General features: G+C 66.5%; 27 protein-coding genes. 13 read left to right on the top strand and 14 right to left on the bottom strand.

Annotation, left to right across the window (positions count from 1 at the left end; all coding sequences use genetic code 11):
• Positions 1 to 101 precede the first annotated feature (101 nt).
• A complete protein-coding gene (locus ACV095_RS03200; RefSeq protein WP_018769697.1) occupies positions 102 to 1,607 on the top strand; it encodes a nucleobase:cation symporter-2 family protein in 1,506 nt (501 codons plus the stop codon).
• Between the two features lie 89 nt (positions 1,608 to 1,696).
• Here the strand turns inward: ACV095_RS03200 and ACV095_RS03195 are convergent, their stop codons facing one another.
• The gene (locus tag ACV095_RS03195; protein ID WP_018769696.1) at positions 1,697 to 2,452 is read right to left on the bottom strand and encodes an IclR family transcriptional regulator; all 756 of its coding nucleotides are present in this window, start codon (positions 2,450 to 2,452) and stop codon (positions 1,697 to 1,699) included.
• Positions 2,453 to 2,673: 221 nt separating this feature from the next.
• Between ACV095_RS03195 and ACV095_RS03190 the strand changes: the two genes are divergently transcribed.
• Genes ACV095_RS03190 through ACV095_RS03175 form a run of 4 tightly spaced genes read left to right on the top strand, consistent with a single transcriptional unit; the run spans position 2,674 to position 7,866 of the window.
• Positions 2,674 to 4,122: an NAD-dependent malic enzyme gene (locus ACV095_RS03190; RefSeq protein WP_268001984.1), complete on the top strand. Its 1,449-nt coding sequence runs from the start codon at positions 2,674 to 2,676 to the stop codon at positions 4,120 to 4,122.
• Between the two features lie 34 nt (positions 4,123 to 4,156).
• Positions 4,157 to 5,755 (top strand): malate synthase A, encoded by a 1,599-nt coding sequence (gene aceB / locus ACV095_RS03185; protein WP_056391409.1) that lies wholly within the window; start codon positions 4,157 to 4,159, stop codon positions 5,753 to 5,755.
• A gap of 3 nt (positions 5,756 to 5,758) precedes the next feature.
• A complete protein-coding gene (locus ACV095_RS03180) occupies positions 5,759 to 7,036 on the top strand; it encodes a DUF6986 family protein (RefSeq protein ID WP_478222888.1) in 1,278 nt (425 codons plus the stop codon).
• A 17-nt stretch (positions 7,037 to 7,053) separates the two neighbouring features.
• On the top strand, positions 7,054 to 7,866 hold the full coding sequence (locus ACV095_RS03175) for a bifunctional allantoicase/(S)-ureidoglycine aminohydrolase (protein WP_478222887.1): 813 nt from the start codon (positions 7,054 to 7,056) through the stop codon (positions 7,864 to 7,866).
• A gap of 85 nt (positions 7,867 to 7,951) precedes the next feature.
• On the opposite strand, the gene ACV095_RS03170 is transcribed toward ACV095_RS03175, so the two are convergent.
• Entirely contained in the window at positions 7,952 to 9,133 is a 1,182-nt protein-coding gene (locus ACV095_RS03170; RefSeq protein ID WP_478222886.1) for a zinc-dependent alcohol dehydrogenase, read from the bottom strand.
• Positions 9,134 to 9,325: 192 nt separating this feature from the next.
• Here ACV095_RS03170 and ACV095_RS03165 point away from each other — a divergent pair, with 192 nt between their 5' ends.
• Complete coding sequence (locus ACV095_RS03165; protein ID WP_056391418.1) at positions 9,326 to 9,574, top strand: hypothetical protein; 249 nt, start codon at positions 9,326 to 9,328, stop codon at positions 9,572 to 9,574.
• 37 nt (positions 9,575 to 9,611) lie between these two features.
• On the opposite strand, the gene ACV095_RS03160 is transcribed toward ACV095_RS03165, so the two are convergent.
• The 3 genes from ACV095_RS03160 to ACV095_RS03150 all read right to left on the bottom strand — a co-directional run bounded on the left by ACV095_RS03160 (position 9,612) and on the right by ACV095_RS03150 (position 12,538).
• The gene (locus tag ACV095_RS03160) at positions 9,612 to 10,325 is read right to left on the bottom strand and encodes an HAD family hydrolase (RefSeq protein WP_134165449.1); all 714 of its coding nucleotides are present in this window, start codon (positions 10,323 to 10,325) and stop codon (positions 9,612 to 9,614) included.
• The gene (locus ACV095_RS03155) at positions 10,325 to 10,615 is read right to left on the bottom strand and encodes a hypothetical protein (RefSeq protein ID WP_018770571.1); all 291 of its coding nucleotides are present in this window, start codon (positions 10,613 to 10,615) and stop codon (positions 10,325 to 10,327) included. The genes ACV095_RS03160 and ACV095_RS03155 overlap by 1 nt, the downstream gene beginning before the upstream one ends.
• Before the next feature lie 114 nt (positions 10,616 to 10,729).
• Positions 10,730 to 12,538, bottom strand: a complete 1,809-nt coding sequence (locus ACV095_RS03150; protein WP_478222885.1) for a glycoside hydrolase family 15 protein — start codon at positions 12,536 to 12,538, stop codon at positions 10,730 to 10,732.
• 61 nt (positions 12,539 to 12,599) lie between these two features.
• Here ACV095_RS03150 and ACV095_RS03145 point away from each other — a divergent pair, with 61 nt between their 5' ends.
• Together ACV095_RS03145 and ACV095_RS03140 are read left to right on the top strand one after the other, a co-directional pair.
• Entirely contained in the window at positions 12,600 to 13,331 is a 732-nt protein-coding gene (locus ACV095_RS03145; protein WP_223992668.1) for a DUF72 domain-containing protein, read from the top strand.
• Between the two features lie 32 nt (positions 13,332 to 13,363).
• On the top strand, positions 13,364 to 14,476 hold the full coding sequence (locus tag ACV095_RS03140) for an App1 family protein (RefSeq protein ID WP_261377375.1): 1,113 nt from the start codon (positions 13,364 to 13,366) through the stop codon (positions 14,474 to 14,476).
• A gap of 21 nt (positions 14,477 to 14,497) precedes the next feature.
• On the opposite strand, the gene ACV095_RS03135 is transcribed toward ACV095_RS03140, so the two are convergent.
• The 4 genes from ACV095_RS03135 to ACV095_RS03120 form a co-directional block, all read right to left on the bottom strand.
• Positions 14,498 to 16,045, bottom strand: coding sequence for a glycoside hydrolase family 1 protein (locus tag ACV095_RS03135; protein ID WP_478223411.1), 1,548 nt, complete (start codon positions 16,043 to 16,045; stop codon positions 14,498 to 14,500).
• A 97-nt stretch (positions 16,046 to 16,142) separates the two neighbouring features.
• Positions 16,143 to 16,520 (bottom strand): hypothetical protein, encoded by a 378-nt coding sequence (locus tag ACV095_RS03130; RefSeq protein WP_018770576.1) that lies wholly within the window; start codon positions 16,518 to 16,520, stop codon positions 16,143 to 16,145.
• A gap of 41 nt (positions 16,521 to 16,561) precedes the next feature.
• Positions 16,562 to 16,939 carry a J domain-containing protein gene (locus ACV095_RS03125; RefSeq protein ID WP_018770577.1) on the bottom strand — a complete coding sequence of 126 codons (378 nt, stop codon included), beginning with the start codon at positions 16,937 to 16,939 and terminating at the stop codon, positions 16,562 to 16,564.
• A gap of 64 nt (positions 16,940 to 17,003) precedes the next feature.
• Positions 17,004 to 17,429 (bottom strand): Hsp20/alpha crystallin family protein, encoded by a 426-nt coding sequence (locus tag ACV095_RS03120; RefSeq protein WP_478223410.1) that lies wholly within the window; start codon positions 17,427 to 17,429, stop codon positions 17,004 to 17,006.
• Positions 17,430 to 17,573: 144 nt separating this feature from the next.
• Here ACV095_RS03120 and ACV095_RS03115 point away from each other — a divergent pair, with 144 nt between their 5' ends.
• Positions 17,574 to 17,891, top strand: a complete 318-nt coding sequence (locus tag ACV095_RS03115) for a MerR family transcriptional regulator (protein ID WP_018770579.1) — start codon at positions 17,574 to 17,576, stop codon at positions 17,889 to 17,891.
• Positions 17,892 to 17,951: 60 nt separating this feature from the next.
• Here the strand turns inward: ACV095_RS03115 and ACV095_RS03110 are convergent, their stop codons facing one another.
• The 4 genes from ACV095_RS03110 to ACV095_RS03095 all read right to left on the bottom strand — a co-directional run bounded on the left by ACV095_RS03110 (position 17,952) and on the right by ACV095_RS03095 (position 22,307).
• Positions 17,952 to 18,749, bottom strand: a complete 798-nt coding sequence (locus ACV095_RS03110) for a phosphatase PAP2 family protein (protein WP_018770580.1) — start codon at positions 18,747 to 18,749, stop codon at positions 17,952 to 17,954.
• 96 nt (positions 18,750 to 18,845) lie between these two features.
• A complete protein-coding gene (locus ACV095_RS03105) occupies positions 18,846 to 20,693 on the bottom strand; it encodes a S8 family serine peptidase (protein ID WP_478222884.1) in 1,848 nt (615 codons plus the stop codon).
• A 95-nt stretch (positions 20,694 to 20,788) separates the two neighbouring features.
• Positions 20,789 to 21,667: an NAD-dependent epimerase/dehydratase family protein gene (locus ACV095_RS03100; RefSeq protein WP_478222883.1), complete on the bottom strand. Its 879-nt coding sequence runs from the start codon at positions 21,665 to 21,667 to the stop codon at positions 20,789 to 20,791.
• Positions 21,668 to 21,713: 46 nt separating this feature from the next.
• On the bottom strand, positions 21,714 to 22,307 hold the full coding sequence (locus tag ACV095_RS03095; RefSeq protein WP_056391456.1) for an adenylate kinase: 594 nt from the start codon (positions 22,305 to 22,307) through the stop codon (positions 21,714 to 21,716).
• A gap of 295 nt (positions 22,308 to 22,602) precedes the next feature.
• Between ACV095_RS03095 and ACV095_RS03090 the strand changes: the two genes are divergently transcribed.
• Together ACV095_RS03090 and ACV095_RS03085 are read left to right on the top strand one after the other, a co-directional pair.
• Entirely contained in the window at positions 22,603 to 23,346 is a 744-nt protein-coding gene (locus tag ACV095_RS03090) for a GAF and ANTAR domain-containing protein (RefSeq protein WP_018770584.1), read from the top strand.
• Positions 23,347 to 23,422: 76 nt separating this feature from the next.
• Positions 23,423 to 23,833, top strand: a complete 411-nt coding sequence (locus ACV095_RS03085; protein ID WP_478222882.1) for a response regulator transcription factor — start codon at positions 23,423 to 23,425, stop codon at positions 23,831 to 23,833.
• A gap of 100 nt (positions 23,834 to 23,933) precedes the next feature.
• Here the strand turns inward: ACV095_RS03085 and ACV095_RS03080 are convergent, their stop codons facing one another.
• Entirely contained in the window at positions 23,934 to 24,770 is an 837-nt protein-coding gene (locus ACV095_RS03080) for an alpha/beta fold hydrolase (protein ID WP_144600250.1), read from the bottom strand.
• A gap of 173 nt (positions 24,771 to 24,943) precedes the next feature.
• Between ACV095_RS03080 and ACV095_RS03075 the strand changes: the two genes are divergently transcribed.
• Together ACV095_RS03075 and ACV095_RS03070 are read left to right on the top strand one after the other, a co-directional pair.
• Positions 24,944 to 25,351: an ArsR/SmtB family transcription factor gene (locus tag ACV095_RS03075; RefSeq protein WP_144600249.1), complete on the top strand. Its 408-nt coding sequence runs from the start codon at positions 24,944 to 24,946 to the stop codon at positions 25,349 to 25,351.
• Positions 25,348 to 26,394: a cation diffusion facilitator family transporter gene (locus tag ACV095_RS03070; protein WP_478222881.1), complete on the top strand. Its 1,047-nt coding sequence runs from the start codon at positions 25,348 to 25,350 to the stop codon at positions 26,392 to 26,394. Before ACV095_RS03075 ends, ACV095_RS03070 begins: the two co-directional genes overlap by 4 nt.

The raw sequence follows: 26,394 nt of genomic DNA, 5'->3' as shown, positions 1-26,394 counted from the left end.
CATTGGCGGCTGGGCCCGTCGAGGCCACCCCACAGCTTCACCTGTTAGCCAGACAACGTTAGCCAGACGATGACGTCTGCCATGAACCAAGAAAGTCTGCCATGAACACCAAGAAGAAACTGGCCACTGCAGCCGCCGAAAAAGGCGCACGGCCCGCCCGCCCCGAGGACCAGCGCCTCCCGATCGGAAGCATGTTTGCCTACGGCTTCCAGCACGTCCTCACAATGTACGGCGGCATCATTGCCCCGCCCCTGATCATCGGCGCGGCCGCAGGCATGAACTCCCAGGACATTGGCCTGCTCATTGCGGCCTGCCTTTTCGTCGGCGGCCTGGCCACCATCCTGCAGACGGTCGGCGTCCCCTTCTTCGGTTCGCAGCTGCCGCTGGTCCAGGGCGTCTCCTTCGCAGGGGTCTCCACGATGGTGGCTATCGTCCACGGCGGCGGGGGCATCCAGGCCGTCTTCGGTTCGGTCATCGCGGCCTCCCTGATCGGCCTGCTGATCACCCCCCTGTTCTCGAAGATCATCCGGTTCTTCCCGCCGGTGGTCACCGGCACGGTGATCACCACCATCGGCCTGACGCTGATGCCGGTTGCCGCAAACTGGGCCATGGGCGGCAACAACAAGGCGCCCAACTACGGCAGCGTTGCGAACATCGGCCTGGCAGCAGCCACCATGGGCATCGTCCTGCTGTTGAGCAAGGTGGGCAGCGCCGCCATCTCCCGGCTGTCCATCCTGCTGGCGATGGTCCTGGGCACGCTGATTGCCGTCGCGTTCGGCATGGCCGACTTCTCCAAGGTGGGCCAGGGCGGGATCGTCGCCTTCCCCACCCCCTTCGCGTTCGGACCGCCCACGTTTGAACTCGCCGCCATCATCTCCATGCTGATCGTCATCCTGGTCACCCTCACCGAGACCTCCGCAGACATCATTGCCGTGGGCGAGATCGTTGGAACCAAGGTGGACTCCAAGCGGATCGGCAACGGCCTGCGGGCGGACATGCTGTCCAGCGCCGTCTCCCCGCTGTTCAACTCCTTCACCCAGAGCGCCTTCGCGCAGAACGTGGGACTGGTGGCCATCACCGGCGTCAAGAGCCGGTTCGTGGTCAGCGCCGGCGGCGTGATCCTGGTGGTCCTTGGCCTGCTGCCGGTCCTTGGCCGGGTGGTGGCCGCGGTGCCCACCCCCGTCCTGGGCGGTGCCGGCGTCGTGCTCTTCGGCACAGTTGCGGCCAGCGGCATCCGGACATTGTCCAAGGTGGACTACAAGAACAACATGAACCTGATCGTGGTGGCCGCCTCCATCGGCTTCGGCATGATCCCCATCGCCGCCCCGGCCTTCTACGACCAGTTCCCGTCCTGGTTCGGCACCATCTTCCACTCCGGCATCAGCTCGGCCGCCGTGATGGCCATCCTGCTGAACCTGCTGTTCAACCATCTCCGGGCCGGAAATTCGGACAACCAGTCCGTTTTCGTGGCCGGCACGGAGCGGCTGGTGCGCTCGGAGGACCTCCGGTGCCTGGCCGAAGGCGACCGCTTCGAGAACGGCAAGCTCATCGACTGCGACGGTAAGGAAGTCCCCATCCAGTCAGCCGGCAAGGCAACAGAGCACTGACCTTCCACGCAAACGACGACGGCGGCCCGCTCCGGAAAGGAGGGGCCGCCGTCGCGCGTGGTTGGCACCGCCCGCGCAGGGCAGGTGCGTCAGGTGCGGTTGAGCTCGCGGGAGATGGCCTCGGCCGCTTCGCGGAGGACCGGCACGGCCTTGTCGGCGAAGTCCTCGTCCACCCGGGACACGGGACCGGATACGGAAATCGCCGTGGGGGTGGGCGCGTTGGGTACTGCCATGGCGAAGCAGCGGACACCCAGTTCCTGCTCTTCCTCGTCAATGGAGTATCCCCGCTCGCGAATGAGCTTAAGGTCCGCCAGGAGTTCGTCCACGTCTCCGATGCTCTTGGCGGTAGGGGTGGGCATCCCGGCCCTGGCCACGATGCCGCGGACCGTGTCGTCGTCGAGCTGGGCCAGGATGGCCTTGCCCACGCCGGTGGCATGGGTATGGGCGCGCCGGCCCACTTCGGTGAACATGCGCATGGAATGCAGCGACGGCACCTGGGCCACGTAGATCACCATGTCCGAGTCCAGCACAGCCATGTTGGAGGTCTCCCCCAGCCGGTCCACCAGGATCTTCAGCTGCGGCTGGGCCAGGGCACCCAGCTGTTTGTTGGCACCCTCCCCCAGCCTGATGAGCCGGGGACCAAGGGCGTAGCGCCGGTTGGGCAGCTGCCGGATGTAGCCCAGCGACACCAAGGTCCTCAGCAGGCGGTGGATGGTGGGCAGCGGCAGGTCCGTGGAGGACGACAGCTCGCTGAGCGTGACGTCGCCGCCGGCATCGGTGATGAGTTCCAGCAGTTCGAAGACGCGCTCCACCGACTGCACCCCACCAGAGGCTTTTTCTGCCATTCCGTTGTCTCCTACGGCTCGGAATCCGACAACTCTTATCCGCATCGTGAAAAGAATTGCTTAGAACACCCAAGATACAGCACGCGGGTTTCCACGGCGACGTTGGCCTCCGGTCGCAATCGGAGGGGTTGTGTTTCCATAAAGTAGATAATAATATCCATAATACGAAAACATTCGGATCCGAGCAGCAGCCGGCCCAAGGCCCAACAGGAGGACATTCAATGGCGAACCCCAGCCCCGGAAATTCGATCACCCTGCGCGTGGAAGCACCGTCAAGCTTCAGCGCCACCAGCGAACTCGCCGCAGCCGTGGGAGCCGCAGGCGCAGCAATCACCGCCCTGGACGTCAGCGAATCCCACCACGAGACCCTGGTGGTGGACGTCACCTGCAACACCACCGACGACGCCCACGCCGCCCGCGTCAAGGACGCCCTGGACGCGCTCGACGGCGTCACGGTCCAGCACGTCTCGGACCGCACGTTCCTGATGCACCTGGGCGGCAAGCTCGAGGTCGTCCCGAAGGTAGCCCTGCGCAACCGGGACGACCTCTCCCGCGCCTACACGCCCGGCGTCGCCCGCGTTTGCCTGGCGATTGCCGAGGATCCCGCGGCAGCCCGCAACCTGACGGTCAAGCGCAACACCATCGCCGTCCTCACCGACGGTTCGGCCGTCCTGGGCCTGGGCAACATCGGCCCCGCCGCAGCCCTCCCCGTAATGGAGGGCAAGGCTGCCCTGTTCAAGCAGTTCGCCAACGTGGACGCGTGGCCGGTCTGCCTGGACACCCAGGACACCGAAGAAATCATCATGATCGCCAAGGCCATGGCCCCCGTCTACGGCGGCATCAACCTTGAGGACATCGCCGCCCCGCGCTGCTTCGAGATCGAGAACCGGCTCCGCGAGGAGCTGGACATCCCCGTGTTCCACGATGACCAGCACGGCACCGCCATCGTCACGCTCGCAGCCCTGGTCAACGCCCTGCGCGTAGTGGACAAGAAGCTGGAGGACGTCAAGATCGTGGTCTCCGGCGTCGGCGCCGCCGGCTCCGCCATCATCCAGCTCCTCAAAGCCCAGGGTGCGCGGCACATCATCGCCGCCGGCCGCTCCGGTGCCATCCACTCCGGCGAGACCTACGGGGATGAGCACCGCAGGTGGATCGCCGCGAACACCAACGGGGAAGGCTTTGCCGGTAGCCTGCACGAGGCCCTCGTGGGCGCGGACGTCTTCATCGGCGTCAGTGCACCGCACGTGATCGGCGAGGAGCAGGTGGCAGCCATGGCGGAGAACGCCATCGTGTTCGCCATGGCCAACCCCACGCCCGAGATCGATCCCGTCATCGCGTCCCGGCACGCCGCCGTGGTGGCCACCGGCCGCAGCGACTTCCCCAACCAGATCAACAACGTGCTGGCATTCCCCGGCTTCTTCCGCGGCCTGCTGGACGCCGGAGCCTCGGACATCACACCGGACATGCTGGTGGCCGCCGCGGAGGCCATTGCCAACCGCGTGGCTGACGATGAGCTGAATGCCAGCTACATTATCCCCAGCGTCTTCGATCCCCATGTGGCTGCCGACGTTGCCGCAGCGGTGGCCGCGGCCGCCCGGTCCGCACACGTTGCAACGGCTGAACCGGCCGATTCCGCCTTGGAACCAGCAGCAGCACTGGCTTCCGCCTGACCGCCCGACGTCCAGCCAAAGGAAAGGACCAGAAATGGCCATCACCGTCACAGACCCCCGGCCCATCGCACGCGCAGAGGAGATCCTCACGCCCAAGGCACTGGCCTTCGTGGAGGAACTTCACAATCGGTTCGCCGGCACGCGCAACGAGCTGCTGGCGGCCCGCGCCGTCAAGCGGCAGCGGGTGGCAGAAACCGGCAAGCTGGATTTCCTGCCGGAAACCAAGGACGTGCGCGACGGCGACTGGAAGGTTGCGCCCGCACCGGCAGCCCTGCAGGACCGCCGGGTTGAGATGACCGGGCCCGCCTCGCCGGCGAAGATGGCCATCAACGCCCTGAACTCCGGCGCCAAGGTGTGGCTGGCGGACCTCGAGGACGCCAGCACACCCACCTGGGCCAACGTCATCGACGCCATCCTGAACCTCCGGGACGCCGCCCAGGGCACCCTCAGCTACACCTCGGAGGAAGGCAAGGAGTACCGCCTCCGCACCGACGCGCCGCTCGCCGTGGTGGTGGCCCGCCCCCGCGGCTGGCACATGCAGGAGAAGCACCTGCTGGTCAACGGCGAGCCGGCCGTAGGTGCGCTGGTGGACTTCGGCCTGCACTTCTTCCACATCGCCAAGCAGCTGGTGCTCAACGGCCAGGGGCCGTACTACTACCTGCCCAAGATGGAGAGCCACCTTGAAGCCCGGCTGTGGAACGACGTGTTCGTCTTCGCGCAGGACTTCCTGGGACTGCACCAGGGCACCATCCGCGCCACCGTGCTGATCGAGACCATCCCGGCCGCCTTCGAGATGGACGAGATCCTGTACGAACTGCGGGACCACGCTTCCGGCCTGAACGCCGGCCGCTGGGACTACCTGTTCAGCATCATCAAGTATTTCCGGGACGCCGGCGAGGAATTCGTCCTCCCGGACCGCGCCTCCGTGGTGATGACCGCGCCGTTCATGCGTGCCTACACCGAACTCCTGGTCAAGACCTGCCACAAGCGCGGCGCCTTCGCCATGGGCGGCATGGCCGCGGTGATCCCCAACCGGCGCCACCCGGAAGTCACCGAGGCTGCCTTCGAAAAGGTGCGGGCGGACAAGACCCGCGAGGCAAACGACGGCTTCGACGGCTCCTGGGTTGCCCACCCGGACCTGGTCCCCACCTGCCGCGAAGTCTTCGACTCGGTGCTGGGCGACAAGCCCAACCAGGTGGACAAGCAGCGCCCGGACGTCTCGGTCACGGCGGAACAGCTGCTGGATGTTTCCTCCGCCGACGGCCAGGTCACAGAGGCCGGCCTGCGCCTGAACCTCTACGTGGCTGTCGCCTACACGGCCGTCTGGCTGTCCGGAAACGGTGCCGTGGCCATCCACAACCTGATGGAGGACGCCGCCACCGCGGAAATCTCCCGCTCACAGGTATGGCAGCAGATCCGCAACAAGTCCGTCCTGGCCGACACCGGCAACACCGTGACCAGGGAACTGGTGGAGCGGATCCTGGCCGAGGAGACGGAACGGCTCCGCACGGAGTTCGGCGACGAAGCGTTCCGCCGCTACTACCAGCCGGCCAGCGAACTGATCGCGGACATCTGCCTCTCCGACGACTACACGGACTTCCTCACCACGCCGGCCTACGAACTGGTGGGCTGAGGCATGGCCGCAGCATCCAGGCCCTCGCTGTCCGCAGGGGACCTCGCGCACATCGACGGGCAGCTGGCCGCCACCGACCGGCTGCTGGAGCGCAACTACCCGGGCGACGACGGCTCCCGCCAGCCCGTGCATACGGTCTACGTGCCCGCGGACCGGTTCACGCCGTCGTTCGCTGCCGACTGGGGCGCCCAGGCGCTGGCTGTGCCCAACGCCCACGGCGGCCTGGAAGCACTGGGCCGGCTCCTGGGCCAGGAAGGCAGCCTCGCCGAAGCAGTCGCCGGGCGCGTGGAAGCGAAGCTCACCAGCGAACCTATCGAGGACCTGCGCCTCGATTTTGAGGACGGCTTCGGGGACCGGGGCGACGACGCCGAGGACGCCGCCGCGGTTGCCGCGGCGTCCGCGGTGGCCGCCGCCGTCTCGGCCGGGTCCGCTCCCCCGTTCATCGGCATCCGCTTCAAGTGCTTCGAGGCGGCCACCCGTGCGCGGGGGCTGCGCACCCTGGACTTGTTTGTCTCCGGCCTCGCCGCCGCCGGCGAACTGCCGGAGGGCCTGGTCCTGACCCTGCCCAAGGTCACCACCGTGGCCCAGGTCCAGGCAATGGACTACGCGGTGTCGCGGCTGGAGGAAGTCCACTCGCTGCCCGCCGGACGGCTCCGCTTCGAGGTCCAGGTGGAGACGCCACAGCTGATCCTCGGCCCCGACGGCACCTCCCCGGTGGCGCAGCTGCCGCATGCCGTGCCGGGCCGGATCAGCGGGCTGCACTACGGCACCTACGACTACTCGGCGTCGCTGCAGATCTCTGCCGAGTACCAGTCCATGGAGCACCCGGTGGCCGACTTCGCCAAGGAGGTCATGCAGCTGGCCGTCGCCGGCACCGGCATCAGGCTCTCCGACGGGTCCACCAACATCATCCCGGTGGGCGACAACGTGGAGAACGCCTGGCAGCTGCACGGGCGCCTGGTCCGCCGGTCGCTGGAACGCGGCTACTACCAGGGCTGGGACCTGCATCCGGCCCAGCTTCCCAGCCGGTTTGCCGCCACCTATGCGTTCTACCGCGAGGGCCTGCCGGCCGCCGCCGCCCGCCTGCGGAACTATGTGGAGCGGACCGAAGGCGGCGTCATGGACGAGCCCGCCACCGCACGGGCCCTGGCCGCCTTCGTGCTCCGCGGCGTCCAGTGCGGCGCAGTCGGTGCGGATGAAGTCCAGGCGCTTGCCGGCGTCGGGATTCCGCAGCTCACCGCGCTGGCGCACCCGCGGCTCGCCACCACGTCAAACTCCTAAGAAAAGGACCTTCGTTCATGGGCAAGTACTACTACCCGCAAGGCGGCCTGCCGCCGCAGACCCACCTCACCACCGAGCGCGCCATCGTCACCGAGGCTTACACGGTCATCCCCAAGGGCGTGCTGACGGACATCGTCACGTCCAACCTGCCCGGCTTCTCGAAGACCCGCTCCTGGATCATTGCCCGCCCCATCTCCGGTTTCGCCACCACGTTCTCGCAGCTGATCGTGGAAATCGCTCCCGGCGGCGGGGCGCCGAAGGCGGAGTTCGAGGAAGGCGTTGAGGGCGTCATCTTCGTCACCAAGGGCACGGTCAACCTGACCCTCGACGGCGAGCTGCACCAGCTGGAGGAGGGCGGCTACGCCTACCTGGCGGCCGGCGCGCAGTGGGGGCTGGAGAACATCTCCGACGACATCGTGTCCTTCCACTGGATCCGCAAGGCCTACGAGCGCCTGGAAGGCTATGAGGCCAAGTCCTTCGTCACCAACGAAAAGGACGTGGCGCCCACGTCCATGCCGGACACCAACGACGTCTGGAAGACCACCCGCTTCACGGACTCCAGCGACCTCGCCCATGACATGCAGGTCAACATCGTGACCTTCCAGCCGGGCGGCGTGATCCCGTTCCCGGAAACCCATGTCATGGAGCACGGCCTGTACGTCCTGGAGGGCAAGGCCATGTACCTGCTGAACAACGACTGGGTGGAGGTGGAGGCCGGCGACTTCATGTGGCTGCGTGCCTTCTGCCCGCAGGCCTGCTACGCCGGCGGCCCGGGTGAGTTCCGCTACCTGCTCTACAAGGACATGAACCGCCAGGTGAAGCTCACCTAGGAGTTTTCCGGCCTGTCCGGACAGGAGCAGGGGCGGTTACGGATTTCCGTAACCGCCCCTGCTTGTGTGTACAGACACCCGGGCATCAGGCGCCGGGGTTGAGGACCACCTTGATGCAGCCGTCTTCCTTCTTCTGGAACTTTTCGTACAGGGCGGGCGCACCCTCCAGGCCGGAGCGGTGGGTGACCAGGTCCATGACGCCAAGCGGATCGGCGTCGTCCTCCACCAGCGGGATGAGCTGGTCCGTCCAGTTACGGACATTGCACTGGCCCATGCGCAGCTGGAGCTGCTTGTCGAACATGGTCATCAGTGGCATGGGGCTGGCTTCGCCGCCGTAGACGCCGCTCAGCGACAGGGTGCCGCCGCGGCGGACAGCGTCGATTGCGGTATGCAGCACGGCCAGCTTGTCCACGCCGGCAGTCTCCATCGCTTTCTGTGCGAGCTTGTCCGGCAGGAGGCCAAGGGCCTGGTGGGCGAAGCCGGCCACCGGGGAACCGTGCGCCTCCATACCGACGGCGTCCACGATGCCGTTCGGGCCCCTGCCGTCTGTTATCTCCCGCAGTTCGTCGGCAACGCCTTTGCTGTAGTCAAGGGTTTCCACGCCGTGGCGGGCGGCCATTTCACGCCGCTCCGGGACCGGGTCCACACCAATGACCCGGTAACCGCGGTGGATCCCGATCCGGGTGGCGAACTGGCCTACGGGCCCCAGCCCGAAAACCGTCAAGGTGCCACCGGGCTGGACATTGGCGTACTCCACGCCCTGCCACGCCGTGGGCAGGATATCGGAAAGGAACAGGTAGCGTTCATCCGGTAGCTCGCTGCCCACCTTGATGGGGCCATAATCCGCGTGCGGGACGCGAAGGAATTCCGCCTGCCCGCCGGGTACGGATCCATACAGCTCGGAGAAACCGAACAGTGCCGCGCCGGAACCCTTCTCCTTCACCTGTGTGGTTTCGCACTGCGACTGCAGGCCCTGGCTGCACATGAAGCAGGAACCGCAGGAGATGTTGAAGGGAATCACCACGCGGTCGCCCTTGCGGAGGTTGGTGACGCCGCTTCCCACTTCTTCCACGATGCCCATCGGCTCGTGGCCGATGACGTCGCCCTTGTGCATGTATGGCCCCAGGACTTCGTAGAGGTGCAGGTCCGAGCCGCAGATGGCTGTGGAGGTGATCCGGACGATCGCATCCGTCGGTTCCTGGATGACGGAATCGGGTACTTCTTCAACGCTTACCGACCGTTTTCCTTGCCACGTCAGTGCTTTCACAGTCTCCCTTTCACTCTGTCCTGCCGCCGGGCTCTCTCCGGGTGCGTGCGGAGGGCGCCTGCAGGCACCCTTTCTTCGACGCTATCTGTTTTAGGGGAAAAAAGTAAGCATGCTGATGAAAACCTTGTGACCGCCGTCGACTGCTCCTAGCGTAGGAAGGGCAGGCAAAAGACAACGGGAAAGAGGAATGCCATGTCGCTGTACCAGCCGGAACCAGTCGAGATCTCCACCCGCATGCGTCCGGGTGAATGGACGGAAGAAAGCCTGGCTGAGCTGGTCAGCACCTACCGCGCGCGGATCGCGGAAATGGGCGCGCCCGCAGCAGAGGTGGCCACTGACATCGAGCGGAATGACGACGGCTCGGTGAAGGTGGTGGTGTCGTGGACGAAGCCCGCCGTCGCCGGCAACGAGGATTCGGTGCCCGGCGGCCAGCCGTTATGACCGCCGCCAGGCGTGGGTGCCGTCAAGCGGGGTGCTGTCAGGCGTTCGGCTGGAGCGCGAGCAGCCGGCCAATGGCACTTGAGCCCAGGTTTTCCAGCAGGTCGCGCGGTCCCTGGTAGACCTCCACCGCGCCGGCGTCACGCAGCTGGCCGGCCTGGATTCCACCGCAGGTCACGCCGATGGAAGGGATCCCCAGCGCCGCCGCCGCCTTCATGTCCCATACCGCGTCCCCGACGTAGACAACGTTTGCGGCATCGAGGCCGGTGGCCGCCAGGGCCGCCTCCAGGATGTCCGGCGCAGGCTTGCTTTCCTCCGCATCATTCGCGCTGGTCGCGGCATCGATGAAGGGGTCGGCGTCGAGGACGGACCGCATCACCTGGAGGTCGCGGTCCCTCGCCGAGGATGCCAGGGCCACGGCCAGCCCGCCTGCATGGCACCGGCCTAACAGTTCCTTGGCCCCGTCGAGGGCGCGGAGGGAGGGCCAGTGCGAGGCATACAGCGCGCCGTGGCTGGCCATGATGTCCTCATCCTCGCCGCGGTCGCGGCCGGACGGCAGGAGATTGTCCACCAGCCGGGCGCCACCCATGCCAACGAGTTGGTGAATGGAGGCCATGGGCACGTCGTGGCCGTACTGGCGGAACGCCCCCCACCAGGCGACGGTGTGGATGTAGGACGAGTCGATCAGCGTCCCGTCAACGTCAAAGAGGACCCCCCGGCGCGGGCCGCCGGGGGGTGGAGTGGAACCCGGCATCAGCTCACCGCTGCCCGTCGTGCCTCCGGCGCTTTCTTCCGCCGGGCCGCCTCCTCCTTGGGGGAGTTGACGGGCCGCACGCGGTCGCGGATGACCGATCCGGCCCCGTCCAGGCTCTTGTCCCGGATCAGGCCGGTGCCGGCAATTTCCCGGGCCATCGCGACGCCCGCCACAGCAGCCCTCTTGGTGGGAAAGGTTACCGAGATGGCCATCAGGTTCCCGCTTCCGTCCATCATCCTGATCCGGTACCCGCCGTCGGGGGCATCAACGAGCTCAAAATATCCGGCCATAACTATCACTCCTCCATCAATCACGGCGCTGTGCTTGGGGGCACTCCATGAGGTATTAGTAAGTATACTTATCTATCCTGCGAAGGAGAAGTTCCAGCCCCGGTCCGCGCCGCCTCAGCGCGAATCCACCCCTTCAGGCGGAATGGGGCTGTCACTGCGCCGAACCGTATCCTGATGCAGCTCCAGGGCGCTAGTCACAAGGGCAAAATGGCTGAACGCCTGCGGCGTGTTGCCCAGCTGACGCTTGGCTTTCACCGCCCATTCCTCGCTTAGCAGCCCGACGTCGTTGCGCAGTTCCAGCAGCCGCTCAAAGAGTTCGCGGGATTCCTCATGGCGGCCCGCCCCCAAAAGCGCCTCCACCAGCCAGAACGAGCACGCCAGGAAGACGCCCTCGTCGCCCGGCAGGCCGTCGTCGCTCTGCTCCGGCCGGTACCGCAGCACAAACCCGTCCTGGGTCAGCTCCCGCTGGATTGCTTCGATGGTTCCCACCACCTTGGGATCATCGGGCGGCAGGAACCCCACCCTGGGAATCAACAGCAGGCTGGCGTCCAGCTCCGGACGGCCGTAGGACTGGACAAACGTATTGCGCTCCGCGTCGAAGCCGTTGGCCATGATGTCCTTGCGGATCTCGTCCCGCAGCAGCTCCCAGCGCTCCACGGGGCCCGGCAGGCCGGACTCGCGCACACCCTTCACCATCCGGTCCGCAGCCACCCACGCCATGACCTTGGAGTGGGTGAAATGCCGGCGCGGCCCACGCATCTCCCAGAGCCCGTTGTCCGGCTGGTCCCAGATGGTTTCAAGGTGCTCCATCAGCGCAATCTGCACGTCCCAGGCCTCGTCCGTATGCGTCAGCAGCGAGTTCCGGGTCAGCGCCAGGCAGTCAAGGACCTCACCCCATACATCCAGCTGAAACTGCTCAGCCGCCGCATTCCCGATCCGCACCGGTACCGAGTTCTCGTAACCCTTCAGCCACGGCAACTCCATTTCCGGCAGCCGCCGCTCGCCATGGATCCCGTACATGATCTGCAGGTCGGCGGGGTCGCCGGCCACGGCCCGGAGCAGCCAGTCCCGCCAGGCCGCGGCCTCCGCGGTGTAGCCGGCCGCCAGCAGCGCCTGCAGCGTCATGGCGGCGTCCCGCAGCCAGCAGTAGCGGTAGTCCCAGTTACGCTGGCCGCCCGGCTGCTCCGGCAGCGACGTTGTGACGGCCGCGACGATCCCGCCGGTAGGGCCATACGTCAGCGCCTTGAGCGTTATCAGGGAACGGACCACGGCCTCCCGGTACTTGCCCTTGACGGTGCATTGCGAGGACCAGCCCCGCCAGAATGCAAAGGTGCTGTCAAGGACTACTTCCGCGTCCACGGATACCGGGCGTCCCACATGGCTGGGCGCCCAGGTCAGCACGAAAGGTACCTTTTCGCCTGCATTCACGGTGAAGTCGCTGACAGTGTGCATGTTCTCGCCATGCAGGGGTGCCGGAGTGACCAGGTAGACGGCATCCGGACCGGCGATCGCGTGCAGCCCGCGCTTGTCCTTGCGCACCCACGGAATGATGTGCCCGTAGTCGAACCTCAGGACCAGTTCGCCGTGCATCCTGACGCTGCCGCTGATGCCTTCCACAATCCGGACGATGTCAGCGACGGAATCACGCGGCGGCATGAAATCGGTGATGCGCACGGTTCCGTCCGGCGTCTCCCACTCCGTATCCAGGATGAGGGTGCCCTCGCGGTAGCTCCGGCGGGTGCATTCGCCCCCTCTTTCCGGAGCCAGCAGCCAGCGCCCCGAGTCCGGCGTGTCCAACAGCGAATTGAAGCAGGCAGGGGAATCGAACCTCGGGAGGCAGAGCCAGTCGATCGAGCCTTCCCTGCTGACCAGGGCTCCGGTTTGAAGGTCGCCAACAACCGCATAATCTTCGATTCGCGCCATGACATTACCCTGCCACACCCGGGCCCGAACGGAAGGGGAAGCCCGGTGTAGCCTGAGGCAAATGGGAATCCACATCGGCACCTCCGGCTGGAGCTACGACCACTGGGAGAACGTCCTGTACCCGCCCGGGCTGCCCGTGCGGGACCGGCTCCAGTGCTACGTCGCCGAATTCAGCACGGTGGAACTGAACGCCAGCTTCTACCGCTGGCCCAGGGATACCACCTTCGCCGGATGGAACAGGCGCCTGCCGCCCGGGTTCGCCATGTCCGTCAAAGCTCCCAGGGGACTCACGCACGCGCGGAAACTGTATTCACCGGAAGTCTGGGTGGAGCGGATTGCCCGCTGCTGGCACGAACTGGGGGACAAACGTGCCGTGCTCCTGGTCCAGCTGCCGCCCCAATTGGAGCGCGACGACGCCAGGATGGACTACTTCCTCGCTGCGGTTCCGCCGTGGATCAGGGTTGCCGTGGAGTTCAGGCACCCCAGCTGGGACTGCCCTGAGGTGTTTGCCCTGCTGGAGCGGCACCAGGCCGCCTACTGCATCATGAGCGGCGCCAACCTGCCCTGCATCCTGCGGACCACCGCCCCGTTCGCATATGTCCGGCTGCACGGACCCGACCACCAGCACCTCTACGGCGGCTCCTACTCGGACGCCGACCTCCACTGGTGGGCCGACCGGATCCGTGAGTGGGACGGCGCGGGCATCGATGTCTACGCGTACTTCAACAACGACGGCGGCGGGAACGCCGTGTGGAACGCCCGGACCCTGCGCGCGATCCTCGGCAACGGCTGATGCCCGCTGCCGCCCTGTGGCAGAGTGGTGGCATGGACTCGGCCCCGCAGAACCCCGACCAGGACACGGCACGCCCACCCCGGCGGAACACGAAGGGCCGCACCGCCCTGTCCGGAAGCCAGTTCTTCCGGCTGGCACACCGGTTGTCGGACGCGGTCAACGACGTCCGGATCCAGCTCGCCAAGCGGTGGAAGTTCGTGCCGCAGACCATCGCGTACCAGGGTTATGGCTCCACCACCCGGGTGCGCGTCCTGGGCAGGGTACTGCTGACACAGAAGCCGCCGCCCGGAAGCAAGGCCGAGCACGCGGCCAGGAACGGCAACCAGAACATCCGCGGCTGGCGGGCGTTCACGGGGGTGCCGTTGCAGTTTTCCGACGTCGAAATCACCATCGGTGATGTGGTCACCCACGTCACGGCGGACCGGGGCGGGCTGATCGACACAGAGGTGGACGTGCAGCTGTCCCCCGGCTGGCACACTGCCGTGCTGCGGGCCGAGGGAACCGAGCCGGCGGAGGCACTGATCCAGGTGATCGCTCCGGGCGTGCAGTTCGGCATCGTCTCGGACATCGACGACACCGTCATGGTGACCGCCCTGCCCCGGCCCTTCCTGGCCCTGTGGAACACCTTCGTGCTCAGCGAACGGGCGCGCATGGCCACTCCGGGGATGGCCGTGCTGCTGGACCGGCTGACCATCGAGCACCCTGAAGCCCCGGTCATTTACCTGTCCACCGGCCCCTGGAACGCGGCCCCCACCCTGGCACGGTTCCTGACCCGCAACATGTACCCCAAGGGCGCGCTGCTGCTCACGGACTGGGGACTCACCCAGGACCGCTGGTTCCGCAGCGGCCAGGACCACAAGCACCGCAACCTGGAGCGGCTGGCCCAGGAATTCCCGGACATGCGGTGGCTCCTGATCGGCGACAACGGACAGCATGACGAGGCCATCTACTCCGCCTTTGCCGCCGAAAACCCGGACAAGGTTGCAGCAATCGCCATCCGGCAACTGTCCGTCAGCGAATCCGTGTTCGCCGGCGGCCACTCCGAGGACGGCGACCACACCACCTCCCGCGTGCCGTGGATCTACTCGCCCGACGGCGCCGGCATCGCCAAGCAGCTGGCCATGCTGGACCTGCTCCGGGGCTGAACGGCTCCCGGCTGCGCAGCCTTACTGCGCGTTGGCACCCAGGGGTGCGCCGTCGTCGGGCAATTCACTGTCCAACAGCTCCGGAACCGCTGCCTGCGCGATGGCCGCCCCGGCCGCGGCAGCCAGGTCGCGTTCCTCGATGAGCTCCTGGAACCAGAAGTAGGACGCCTTGGGTGTGCGGTCGAGCGTTTCGAAGTCCACGTGCAGGAGGCCGAACGGCTGGTTGTAGCCGGCGGACCACTCGAAGTTGTCCAGGAAGGACCACACGTAGTAGCCGCGCAGGTCCACGGATTCGGCCACCCCACCGGGCGCCGTGGCCCGGAGCGCGGTTTCAAGGTGGTCTGAAATGTACTTCAGCCGCCGCTCGTCCGGGATGAACCTGGTGTTGGTGGACTTGTCCCGGACAATGATGTCCTCGAAGCTGGCTCCGCCCTCGGTGATGATCACGGGCGGCAGGTTGGGGTACCGCTCCGCCATCTCCTTCAGGGCCACGGCCATGTACTCCGGCTTGACCGGCCAGCCGTATGCGGTGACGTCCGCTTCCGGCCACGTCTCCACGTGGAAGGGCGTAGCGCCGTTTCCGGCCGCGCTGAGGTCGCTGCCCATGGCCTCGGCCATGCTGGCCGGCACGGCGCCGTTGCCCGGCCCAACGGCCACCTTGGTGGGCATGTAGTAGTTGAGCCCGTAGAAATCGAGGGGCTGGGAAATGATCTCCATGTCCTCTTCGGGATGTTCGAAGGAGCTGAAGAACTTGGCCGCGCGGATGAGGTCCGGGTACCTGCCCGTCAGGACAGGGTCCGCGTAGAGCCGGTTCTGCCCCAGGTCCATAAGTCCCGCGCTGATCTTGTCCAGCGGGTTGATGGAGTTGGGCACCATGGGTGAGTAGACGTTGGTCATGCCGATTTCGCCGGGCACCCGCGCCGCGCGAAGGGCCTGGACGGCGAGCCCGTGGCCCAGCAGCTGGTGGTGGACCGTGGGGAAGGCACCCAGGGCCAACTCCTTGCCTGGGGAGTGCAGCCCCAGCGAGTAGCCGTTGGCGCTCACCGTTGCCGGCTCGTTGATGGTGACCCACCGGGCCACCCTGTCACCGAAGGCATCCGCCACCAGCGCTGCGTACTCCCCCAGCCGGTATGCGGTGTCCCGGTTCATCCAGCCGCCGGCCTCATCCAGTTCCAGGGGCGTATCCCAGTGGTAGATGGTGGCCATGGGCGAAATTCCGTTGGCCAGGAGCTCGTCCAGGAGCCGGTCATAGAACGCCATGCCTGCGCGGTTGGCCGGGCCGGTGCCGCCCGGCTGGATGCGCGGCCAGGAGAAAGAGAACCGGTAGGAGTCAACGCCGAGCTGCTTCAGGAGGGCCACGTCCTGCGGCATCCGGTGGTAGTGGTCCGTGGCCACCACCGGGCTGTGGTCCTCAACGATGGCACCGGGCCGGGCAGCGAACCTGTCCCAGCCCGCCGGTCCCCGCCCATCCTCGTCCAGCGCCCCTTCGATCTGGAATGCTGCGGTTGCGACGCCAAGCGTGAACCCCGGGGGGATGAGCGCTGCGAGGTCCTTGGCGGTGATGTGCATTGGGGTCCAGCCTTTGGTCACGGTAGTTAGGGTACGTCCCAGAATGTCACAGCGGAGGTCGGCTGACGAGCAGTAACTCCGCTCCCTGCGCCGGCAACTACTGGGTGCCGAACAGGAACTCCTTGGCGTGCGCCACTGCCTTGCGGAAGGCATCATTCCGGAGCGTCACCAGGTGTTCCGTGTCGTCGTCGGACGGCTCCAGGTAGCCGGTGTACCCGGGCCGCAGGACCCAGATGTCCCCGCCCGGCGGGAGGTAGAACACGCCGAAGGAACGCTGCTGCCTCTCATCGGCGGTCCATACCGGAACCACCGCCAGCGCAGCACCCGTAGTGGGGTTGATCCACTGTGCCCGCGGCAGAGGCTGTTCGTGCGCCTCCGGGTCCAGGAAGGGCGCGGTTCCCTCGCCCCACCGCTGCTCAAAGCGTTCGAAGAATGCAGGAATGAGGTGTGAATCGTAGCGCCGCCAGTCGCCCATGCAGTTTTCCGCCTCCTTGGATCAATGGCCCAGGGCCTGGATCAGGACCAGGGCCCGCTTTCCCACCGCACCGGGGTGACGCGGATGGGAGGTCCGGACTGCCCGCCACGGCTGCGGACTTTCCGGACCGGAATGATGGTGGGCGCAGCTGCCGCCAGCTTCCTGTCGTAGTCAGCGCGGCGCCCGGGGTCACGCAGCACGTTAAACGCCTGCATGATCCGGAGAAGTTCCTCCCCCTGTGCAGTGTTGCCCTTCTCCGCCGTCGTATCCCCCATGGTCTCCATGCCTTCGTAAGCCCGCCCGCCGTCCATATCCGGATGGTGGGTGCGCATGAGGGCGCGGTAGGCATGCGAGATTTCCTGGCGGCCGGCGTCCCGGCCTACGCCCAGGATGGCGTAGTAGTCGGGGAGATCAGTCATCCTGCCTCCTGTTTCGCCGGCGCCCCGCCCGGAGGGTCAGGGGCGCCGGCACGAAAGCATGGTCCTAGCTGCCGATCTGGTGCTTCTCGCCCTGCTGGGTCTGGATCTCGATCTTGCGCGGCTTGGCCTGCTCGGCAACCGGAATCCGCAGGGTCAGGACACCCTGTTCATAGCTGGCCTTGATGTGCTCGGTGTCCAGGGTGTCACCCAGGATCAACTGGCGGCTGAACACGCCCCGGGGACGCTCAGAGGCCACGAGCTCCACGTTGGGCTGCGTGGGGTCCTTGCGCTCCGCCCGGACGGTCAGGACGTTCCGCTCAACGTTCAGGTCCAGGGAATCCACGTTCACACCGGGAAGGTCGAACGCCACCACGAATTCCCCGTCTTCCTGCCACGCGTCCATGGGCATGGCTGCCGGGCGGGCGGAGGTTCCAAAGACCTGCTGCGTGAGCCGGTCCAGCTCACGGAACGGGTCCGTACGCATCAACATCATTTCCCACTCCTTTAGCTTCCAGGTGCTGGATCTGCAGCTACCCACCATCTCCTTTAATCTATGGTGGTGGATATAGATTTTTTATAGCACTCGTGCAAAACTGAAGCAAGGTACCAGCGGAAGCGATCTTTGGGAGAAAGAATGGCGGATCCTGAAGCAGGTCGGGCTGGCCGCTCCCCCGGTTCACGGGCCCTGTACGCCATCTCGGTGGCGGCGGAGCTCACGGGAACCGGACAGCAGAACATCAGGCTGTACGAAACCAAGGGACTGTTGACGCCCTCGCGGACGGCGGGCGGCACGCGGCAGTACAGCGACGACGATATTGCCGTACTGCTGCGGATCGGCGAACTCCTGCAGGAGGGGTTGAACCTGGCGGGCGTTGCGAAGGTACTGGAGCTGGAGGCAGCCATCGTGAAGCTGCACCGGGCACTCAAGCGGGCAAAATCGCGGCCGCAATAAGTGGGCCAGGAAGCGGCCCAGTAAGCGGGATCCGGTTCCTGGACTGCTCCCGGTAAGTTCCTACTCTCCGGTGGATTCGGCCCTTGACAGCTCTCCGGTGATCGGTTCCCCCGGAATCCTGGCCGTCCGCCACGTGTCAAGCGCGATGACCCCGGAGAGGATGAGCAGCGAGAGCGCGAACGACGCCAACGCATCCGTGGGCCAGTGGTAGCCAAGGTACAACCGGCTGGCGATAGCGAGGATGATGCCGATCCCGGCCCCGATGAAGCCGAACACCGCGGCACGCGGGTTCCGGCGCCGGGAGAAAATCAGGTAGGCGCCCACCAGCAGGAAGTCGCAGGCCCCCAGGACGTGCCCGGACGGGAACGAGAAGGTCTGGTCCGCGCCGAACAGCATCTGGTCCACGGGGGGCCGGGAGCGCTGGACGATGTGCAGGATGATCTGCGAGATGATCACTCCGGTCAGCATCGCGGAGGCGAGCAGGATGGGGCGCCAGGCGTGCTTGGCTGCGAATCCCCAGACAAGGATCACCACCAGCACGATGATGGGCAGCGCGATGGGGCCGAAGATCACCGCCAGGAAGATCATGATGGCAGTGACGGCCGCTGAACGGGTGGTCAGCAGCCAGTCATGCACGGGAGTGTCGGCAACGGAAAGGCCGTCGGCCTGCACCACGCTGACCAGGGTGGCAATGAAGAGTGCCAGCCCCACGACGGCCAGGATGATCGACGCGCGGTACAGGCCCCGCCGGTCGGCAGGGTCCACGTAGCGTTCCTCCACCACGAACTTCTCGTGGAAGGCGTGCCACCTTCCCGCTTTCCGTTCAGAGACTGCGGAACCTGCTGATTTCTGTGCCAATGTGCTGCCCGTCCCTACGCCGCGGAAGATGCGTGCCGTGATGAATGCCTAGGGTGAAGATTATCCCGGCCACGGCCCATTCACTCCATCAGGCGGCTAGAAGGAGCCGGTGGTGAACTGCCAGCTCCGGCTGGCGAGGGGGTTGCCGGCCAGGTCCCGGATGCCGCTGGTCCCGCCCGTGAGGGTCACGGTGTACCGCGTCTTGGCGGCGAGGGTCTCCCGGGGGTCAAGGATCCACTGGTTGGTGGTGCCGTTGCGGTAGGCCGTTGCTGCCACCACGGCGCCGGTGGCCGGGTTCTTCAGGGTGAACGTGGTGGTGTTAACGCCCTGGACCGCCTCGCTGAAGGTGGCGCTGATGCTGCTGCTCCTGCGGACCAGGAGGGCGTTGCTGCCCGGCGAGTAGCTGGTGACGGTGGGCGCGGGGCCAGTGGTGAACGTCCAGCTGGTGGACGCCAGCGGGGTACCTGCGGCATCGCGGATGGCCGAGGCTCCTCCTGTCAGGATTGCGGTGTAGCTGGCATCGGGGGCAAGGCTTGCTGCCGGGTCAAGGGTGGCGGCCAGGGTGGTGGCGTTGTACGTGACGGTGGCCGCGATGCTGTTGCCGGCTGCATTCCTGAGCACGAACGTCCCGGCGCTCACGCCCTGAACAGCGGTGCTGAAGGTGGCCGTGACGTTCGTTCCAGCTGCCACGGCGGTGGCCTTGGCGGCCGGTGAAACAGACGTGACAGCGGGTGCAGGGGCAGGCGCAGGTGCAGGTGCCGTTGCGCCGGTGTACAGCAGGCGGTTCGGGGTTCCCGCGGAGGCGCCGGCGATGACGCCGGACGTGGCATTGGCTACCAGTGCCGCTGCTACGTCGGCCGGTGCCAGGGCAGGGTTCTGCGACAGCAGGACGGCGGCTGCTCCGGCGGTGTGCGGCGCGGCCATGGAGGTTCCGGACATGGATGCGGTGGCGGTGGTGGAGGTGTAGTAGTCGGAGGTGATGCCGACGCCGGGCGCATACAGGTCCACGCAGGACCCGAAGTTGGAGAACGAAGCCTGCTTGTCGGCGGAGTCGCTGGCTGCCACCGTGACAGCCCCGGGGACGCGGGCGGGCGAAGCGGTGCAGGCATCCACGGCGGAGTTTCCTGCGGCAACCACTGTGGTGACGCCGTCGTCAAGAACTGCCTGGATGGCGGCGTCCACGGTGCTGCTGGCCGCTCCGCCCAGGCTGAGGTTTGCCACGGCGGGGGTTCCGGCCGCATGGTTGGCGGCGATCCAGTCCAGGCCGGCCACCACGTCCGAGTTGTAGCCGGACCCGCTGCAGTCGAGCACCCTCACGGGCACCAGCGTGGCGCTCTTGGCGACGCCATACGTGGCTCCGGCCACGGTTCCGGCCACGTGGGTGCCGTGGCCGTTGCAGTCGGTGGTGCCGTTGCCGTCCGCCACCGCTGTCCAGCCTGCCGCAACCCGGCCACCGAAGTCGGTGTGCGATGCCAGGATGCCGGTGTCCACCACGTAGGCGGTCACCCCGGCGCCCGCCGCGGTCCACGAGTACGAACCGGAGAGCGGAAGGGTCCGCTGGTCTGCGCGGTCCAGGCCCCAGGGGGCGGGCTGCTCGGTCCCGGAAACCTTGACGGGGGCGTCGGGCTCCACGGACAGCACCTTCCCGGACCTGGCAAGGGCTGCCGCCTGCGCGGGGTTGGCCGTGACGACGGCGCCGCGGACTGCATGCTCGAAGGTACGGCCGACGGCGAGGCCCTGGCCGCGCAGCCCGGACACCTCGGCTGCGAGGTCGGCAGTGGCGGCGTACTGCACGATGTAACGGCCGGTTGCGGCGGCGGGGGCAGGAGCAGCAGCCGCCGGCAGGGACACGGTGGAAAGGCCGACGGCGGAGAGCAGCGCCGTGAGGGCCGGCAGCACGAAGAATCGGGTACGAATTTTGGGGTCCTTGTGGTGGCGGGGCAAGGGGGGATACCAAAAGGATAGGAGCCGGAAGCACACGGCTTCCGGCTCCTTGGATGATCCTTCGCGAACCCTCGGCGATTCCTGCGGACCGGTGGTTATCGCTGGCTTTCCACCGTGTTGGAGCCGGCCGCCGCGTGGTTACGCCAACTGTGCTCGGGTTCGAAACCGAGCAGGCGCCGCGCCTTGTCGATGGACAGCATCGTTTCGTGCTCTCCCAGGTCCTTGGTGACCTTGACGCCGGGAAAGACCTCTTCCGCCAGGCTGGCGCTTGACCGGCTCATCACCGTGTCAGCGTTGGCGATGATGAAGGCTTCGAACCCTGGTTTGGCGTTCTCCAGCGCACGTACCACGGCCTGCGCGCCGTCCCTGCCGTCGATATAGCCCCACAGGTTCCACTTCCGCAGCGTCGCGTCGGCGTCGAAGGAGGGGAATTTGGCGTAGTCGGCCTCGTCCATGACGTTGGAGAACCGCAGGCCGGTGATGCTCAGTTCGGGGTCCCACCGCGTCATCTCCACAGCCATCTGCTCCTCCAGCGTCTTCACCAGCGAGTAGGTGCTTTCCGGCCGCGGCGGGTACTCCTCATCCACCGGGATGTAGGGCGGGTCGATGTCGAACGGCAGCCCCAGGACCGTCTCGCTGGAGGCGTACACCACCTTCTTGATGCCGGCGCGCCGCGCCGCCTGGAAGACGTTGTAGGTGGACAGCATGTTGTTTTCGAAGGTGGCTGCGTCCGGAAGGATGCCCGGGGCGGGAATGGCACCCAGGTGCACCACGGCGTCGAACCCGTCATGCCGGTCATCAACGCCCAGCAGCGCGTCCACCACCTGGCCGTAGTTGCGCAGGTCAACCACCAGCAGTTCCGGGCTGCGGGCACCCGCACGGTCCAGGGTGAGGACCTGGTGGCCGTCGCCTGTCAGCCGGCGCACCACGTGCCGCCCCAGTTTTCCGCTTCCGCCTGTAACGGCAATTCTCATCACTGTTTCCTTTTGCTCGAGTGCGTTCACCGTGCGGTGTTTTCGGTCAGGACGGGGGTTGCGGGGCTGCAAGGAACTTTTCGACGGCGGCGATTGCCAGTGCAGTTATCCCGCCCGGGTCCCCGCTGCCGTTGACGGACACAAGAATGCCCCGGCCCGCGTACACCGAGACTACTTCATGCGTCTGGCGGTGGTAGAGGTCCAGCCGGCGCCTGAAGACGTCGATGGTGTCATCCGTGCGCCCCTGCTCCAGGGCGCGGCGGTGCATCCGCTGCTCCAGTTCCTCGTCGGGCGCCTGCAGTTCGATCACGGCGTCCAGCGCATGCCCCTGTGCCTCAAGCATGCGGTCGAGTTCCAGTACCTGTTGAGCTGTCCGCGGATAGCCGTCCAGCAGGAACCCGTGCATCGCGTCGCTTTCGAGGAGACGGTTCTTGACCAGCGCGTTGGTGAGGTGGTCCGGTACGAAATGGCCGTCATCCAGGTACCGGGCGGCCTGGTTCCCCAGGTCGGTCTGTTGGCTGACGTTGCTCCGGAAAATATCCCCGGTGGAAACGGCAGGGACCCGGAAGTGCCGCGCGAGGTGTTCGGCCTGGGTTCCCTTGCCGGACCCTGGTGGTCCAATGATGAGCAGCCTGGTCATGTTCCTGTCCCTCCGCCGCTGAGCAGCCCCTGGTCCCGCGGCCAGCCCGCAGCAGCACCGGCGCCTGCTTCATTGTGCCGGTATGCCCGGCCCCGCGCCAGCCTTTGCCCGCTCCGGGGCAGCCATATATGACGCTTTGGGCGGCACGGGGATGTATATACTTCTGGTTATCGGTTTAGCAGCAGGCCGTTGGAAAGTTCGTCGATCCAGCGACCATCACCGGCTCCCCGCCCAGTTGCGGGGTGTTGGCGTGTTGCCGGCTCGTTTTGACCTGAGCGAATGGCACCAGAAAATCGTGGCCAGCGAGTCAACAGCAAAAACCGATACATCCATCACTGAGCACCTGCATGAACTTGTCCTCAACAGCTCCGACGTTGAGGACTTCCTTAATGAACTGGCACAGGTCTCCGCACGCAATCTCTCCGAGCCCGGCGACGAAATGCTGTGCGCCATCACCCTCCTCCGGCAACGCAAGGCCGCCACGGTCGCCAGCAGCAGCCCGGATGCAAAGTCCATCGGACGGCTTGAACACAGGTACAGCGACACCCCGGGCCTCACGGCTTCCACGGCCCAGGAGATCGTGCACGCTCCGGACCTCACCGCGGATGGCCGCTGGCCTGAGTACGCCGCCGCCGCGACTGCCGAGGGGATCCGCTCCGTGGCGGCAGTTCCGTTCCGGCTTGAGGGGGAAACCAAGGCATCGCTGCTGCTGTACTCCCGCCGCCCGCACCGGTTCGAGGGCCGCGTGCTGAAGTTTGCCGAGGATTTCGTCAGCCAGACCTCGCTGGCGCTCCGCCTTGCGGTGCGGTTCGCGCACTACAGCGAAACGGCCGCGAACCTTCGGGCCACCCTTGAGTCCCGCACGGTCATTGACATGGCTGTCGGCATCATCATGGCCCAGAACCGGTGCAGCCAGCAGGAAGCCTTCGACATCCTGAAGACCGCTTCCAGCACCCGGAACACCAAGTTGCATGATGTGGCCGCGGCGGTCGTCAACGCCCTGGGCCAGGGCCCGGCGCGCACGCATTACGACGGATAGCGGCCATCTTTTGCGTCGGTCATGCCGGCAGCGTTCCCGCAGGTAGACTGGTGCCAACTTTTCGCCGGGGGGCTTGATGGAACAGCAGCGTGTTTGCCTTGTCGTGGAGGATGACGACGATATCCGCGGACTGATCGAAGTGGTCCTGTCGCGCGCGGGCTTTGAGGTCAGGATGGTGGGCACGGGGGCCGAGGCCATTGCCGCCGCGGCTGATCCCGCCATCGCCCTGGTGACCCTGGACGTTGGGCTGCCGGATATGGACGGGTACGTGGTGGCCCGCGCCCTCCGCGCCCTTACCAGCGCGCCCCTGCTGTTCCTCACGGCCCGTTCCGAGCAGGACGATGTGCTGGCCGGCATGGCATCGGGGGCCGCGGGGTACCTCACCAAGCCTTTCCGTCCGCAGGAGCTCCGGGATCTCGCCGTACAACTGGTGACACCGCCGCCGGTTTCCCAGGAGCCGCACATAACGGGCAAACCCGCCTGCTAAGTTCGCCTCCTGGACATGAGGCATGACACCTCAGCGGACCGCGGTGGTGAGCAAACGGCGACGGCGGCATACCGTCGTCGCCGTTTGTCCGTTTGACCCCCTACTGCGAAAGGAAGGCCAGCAGCGCTTCGTTGACCTCCGCGGCGTGCGTCCAGAGCAGGCCGTGCGGTGCACCCTCGATCTCCACGTACTCGGCACTCGGCAGGGCCTTGGCGAACAGCCGGCCGGTGGAATCGATGGGCAGGATGTTGTCAGCGGTGCCGTGCAGGATCAGCGCCGGAACATCGATCTTGGGGATGTCCTGGCGGAAATCCGTAAGCCAGGTGGGCTGCGCTGCAACAGAAGCATGCGCTCCGGCGCCGGCAGCCAGGTTCCAGCTGGCGTTGACGGCTTCCTGGCTGAGCCGCTGGGTGCCCAGGAAGGTGTCGGAGTTGTAGAAGTTCTTGAAGAATTCGGTGAAGAAGGCGTAGCGGTCGGCGGTGACCGCTTCCTTGAGGCCGTCGAACACGTCCTGCGGTACGCCGTCGGGGTTGTCATCGGTCTTGAGCAGGAAGGGCTCCAGGGACCCGAGGAACGCCGCGCGGGCCACGCGGGCCGAGCCGTACGTACCGAGGTAGCGGCCCACCTCTCCCGTGCCCATGGAGAAGCCCACCAGCACCACGTTGTTCAGGTCCAGGGTGTTGAGCAGGGTGTTGAGGTCCGCTGCGAAGGTGTCGTAGTCGTAGCCCTCGGTGGGCTTGCTGGATTTTCCGAAGCCTCGGCGGTCATAGGTGATGACACGGTACCCGGCATCCAGGAGGGCGGCGGTCTGCTTTTCCCAGGATGATCCGTCCAGCGGGTAGCCATGGATCAGCACGACGGGCTGGCCGGAGCCGTGGTCCTCGTAGTAGAGCTCGATGTCAGTGCTGTTCTCGGTACCTACGGTAATGAAAGCCATGGAGGCAAGTTCCTTTCGAGACTGATCTGATCGGAGCAGCCCGGCGGAACGCCGGCCCTGCACCTCCTACTCTAGGGGGCGGCCCCCGCTCCAGCAGCCTCGATTCGTCGCGCCGTTCGGTGCCCGCGGCGGCCTGGATGCGCTGCTGTGAAGTAGTGTGACACTATATGCGCATGAATGCAGATAGTAATGCTTGCTCACTGAAGGCGGACAGCCAGTACGTGGAATTGGCCGTGGAGGTCTTTGCCATGCTGGCGGACGCCACCAGGGTGCGGATCATTTTGGCCCTCCGTGACGGCGAGATGGCGGTGGGTGCCCTGGCGGACGTGGTGGGCAAGTCCCCCGCCGCCGTGTCCCAGCACCTGGCCAAGATGCGGCTGGCAAGAATGGTTTCCACGCGGCAGGACGGGACCCGGGTGCTCTACCGGCTGGAAAATGAACACGCGCGGCAGTTGGTGGCGGACGCCATCTTCCAGGCCGAGCATGCACTCGGCGGCGAACCTGCCCACCACCGCGCTCCCCACAAGCAGGTCCCCCACGACCAGGGCTTCGTCCACACCGGACAGGGGAACGCGTCGTGACCGGCCCGCACCGCGGGTCAACGCACGGCCACGGCCACCCGCACGGGACGGACCACGGCGACCACGACCACGACCACGACCACGACCACGACCACGAGCATCATCACCACACCGGCTTCAAGGGCTGGCTGTTCGAGCTCTTCGTTCCGCACACACATGACGCCGCTGATTCCATTGACGATGCCATGGAGGCCAGCACCGAGGGCATCAGGGCGCTGAAGATCAGCATGTTCGTCCTGCTGGCCACGACGGCGCTGCAGTTCCTGGTGGTCCTGTTCAGCAGTTCGGTGGCCCTGCTCGCGGACACCATCCACAACTTCTCGGACGCCCTGACCGCGGTGCCCCTGTGGGTGGCCTTCATCCTGGGACGCAGGGCCGCCACCCGCCGCTACACGTATGGCTACGGCAGGGCTGAGGACCTGGCCGGACTGTTCATCGTGGCCGTGGTGGCCCTCTCCGCAGTGGTGGCCGGCTGGCAGTCCGTGGACCGGCTGATCCATCCCCAGCCGCTGCAAAACCTCGGCTGGGTCATCGCCGCCGGCCTGATCGGCTTCGCCGGGAATGAGGCCGTGGCAATCTACCGCATCCGGGTTGGCCGGAGGATCGGTTCCGCGGCGCTCGTGGCGGACGGTGTGCATGCCAGGACGGATGGCTTCACTTCGCTCGCGGTGGTCATCGGAGCGGTGGGGGTCATGCTGGGTTTCCCGCTGGCTGATCCGATCGTCGGGCTGATCATCTCCGCTGCCATCATGGTCCTGCTGTGGGGAACGGTCCGCAGCATTGGGCGCCGGCTCATGGATGGCATCGAGCCGGACCTGGTGTCGCGTGCCGAAGCCGCGCTGGCGGCGACGCCGGGCGTCCTGGCAGTCCGGCACCTGCAGCTGCGGTGGTCCGGGCACCGGTTGCAGGGCTCGGCACGGATTGACCTGGCGGACACGGAATTGTCCCGGGCGGAAGCGGTCCTTGAAAGCGCCGAACACCGACTGCGTCATGCACTGCCCAAGCTGGACCACGTGCTCCTGGTTCCAGGCACCCGGCGCTAA

This window comes from Arthrobacter sp. JDC6 (assembly GCF_056484025.1).
This window is presented reverse-complemented; position numbering and strand designations above follow the sequence as displayed.

Coding starts and splice junctions, on each gene's coding strand:
- ACV095_RS03095 (WP_056391456.1), bottom strand. CDS start 22,307: ATGACCAGGCTGCTCATCATTGGACCACCAGGGTCCGGCAAGGGAACC.
- ACV095_RS03135 (WP_478223411.1), bottom strand. CDS start 16,045: ATGCACATCACCGCCAAGGACCTCGCAGCGCTCATCCCCCCGGGGTTC.
- ACV095_RS03085 (WP_478222882.1), top strand. CDS start 23,423: ATGGAACAGCAGCGTGTTTGCCTTGTCGTGGAGGATGACGACGATATC.
- ACV095_RS03200 (WP_018769697.1), top strand. CDS start 102: ATGAACACCAAGAAGAAACTGGCCACTGCAGCCGCCGAAAAAGGCGCA.
- ACV095_RS03125 (WP_018770577.1), bottom strand. CDS start 16,939: ATGACTGATCTCCCCGACTACTACGCCATCCTGGGCGTAGGCCGGGAC.
- ACV095_RS03120 (WP_478223410.1), bottom strand. CDS start 17,429: ATGTTGATGCGTACGGACCCGTTCCGTGAGCTGGACCGGCTCACGCAG.
- ACV095_RS03180 (WP_478222888.1), top strand. CDS start 5,759: ATGGCCGCAGCATCCAGGCCCTCGCTGTCCGCAGGGGACCTCGCGCAC.
- ACV095_RS03140 (WP_261377375.1), top strand. CDS start 13,364: ATGGACTCGGCCCCGCAGAACCCCGACCAGGACACGGCACGCCCACCC.
- aceB (WP_056391409.1), top strand. CDS start 4,157: ATGGCCATCACCGTCACAGACCCCCGGCCCATCGCACGCGCAGAGGAG.
- ACV095_RS03160 (WP_134165449.1), bottom strand. CDS start 10,325: ATGCCGGGTTCCACTCCACCCCCCGGCGGCCCGCGCCGGGGGGTCCTC.
- ACV095_RS03150 (WP_478222885.1), bottom strand. CDS start 12,538: ATGGCGCGAATCGAAGATTATGCGGTTGTTGGCGACCTTCAAACCGGA.
- ACV095_RS03075 (WP_144600249.1), top strand. CDS start 24,944: ATGAATGCAGATAGTAATGCTTGCTCACTGAAGGCGGACAGCCAGTAC.
- ACV095_RS03115 (WP_018770579.1), top strand. CDS start 17,574: ATGGCGGATCCTGAAGCAGGTCGGGCTGGCCGCTCCCCCGGTTCACGG.
- ACV095_RS03155 (WP_018770571.1), bottom strand. CDS start 10,615: ATGGCCGGATATTTTGAGCTCGTTGATGCCCCCGACGGCGGGTACCGG.
- ACV095_RS03190 (WP_268001984.1), top strand. CDS start 2,674: ATGGCGAACCCCAGCCCCGGAAATTCGATCACCCTGCGCGTGGAAGCA.
- ACV095_RS03195 (WP_018769696.1), bottom strand. CDS start 2,452: ATGGCAGAAAAAGCCTCTGGTGGGGTGCAGTCGGTGGAGCGCGTCTTC.
- ACV095_RS03165 (WP_056391418.1), top strand. CDS start 9,326: ATGTCGCTGTACCAGCCGGAACCAGTCGAGATCTCCACCCGCATGCGT.
- ACV095_RS03130 (WP_018770576.1), bottom strand. CDS start 16,520: ATGGGCGACTGGCGGCGCTACGATTCACACCTCATTCCTGCATTCTTC.
- ACV095_RS03175 (WP_478222887.1), top strand. CDS start 7,054: ATGGGCAAGTACTACTACCCGCAAGGCGGCCTGCCGCCGCAGACCCAC.
- ACV095_RS03100 (WP_478222883.1), bottom strand. CDS start 21,667: ATGAGAATTGCCGTTACAGGCGGAAGCGGAAAACTGGGGCGGCACGTG.
- ACV095_RS03145 (WP_223992668.1), top strand. CDS start 12,600: ATGGGAATCCACATCGGCACCTCCGGCTGGAGCTACGACCACTGGGAG.
- ACV095_RS03080 (WP_144600250.1), bottom strand. CDS start 24,770: ATGGCTTTCATTACCGTAGGTACCGAGAACAGCACTGACATCGAGCTC.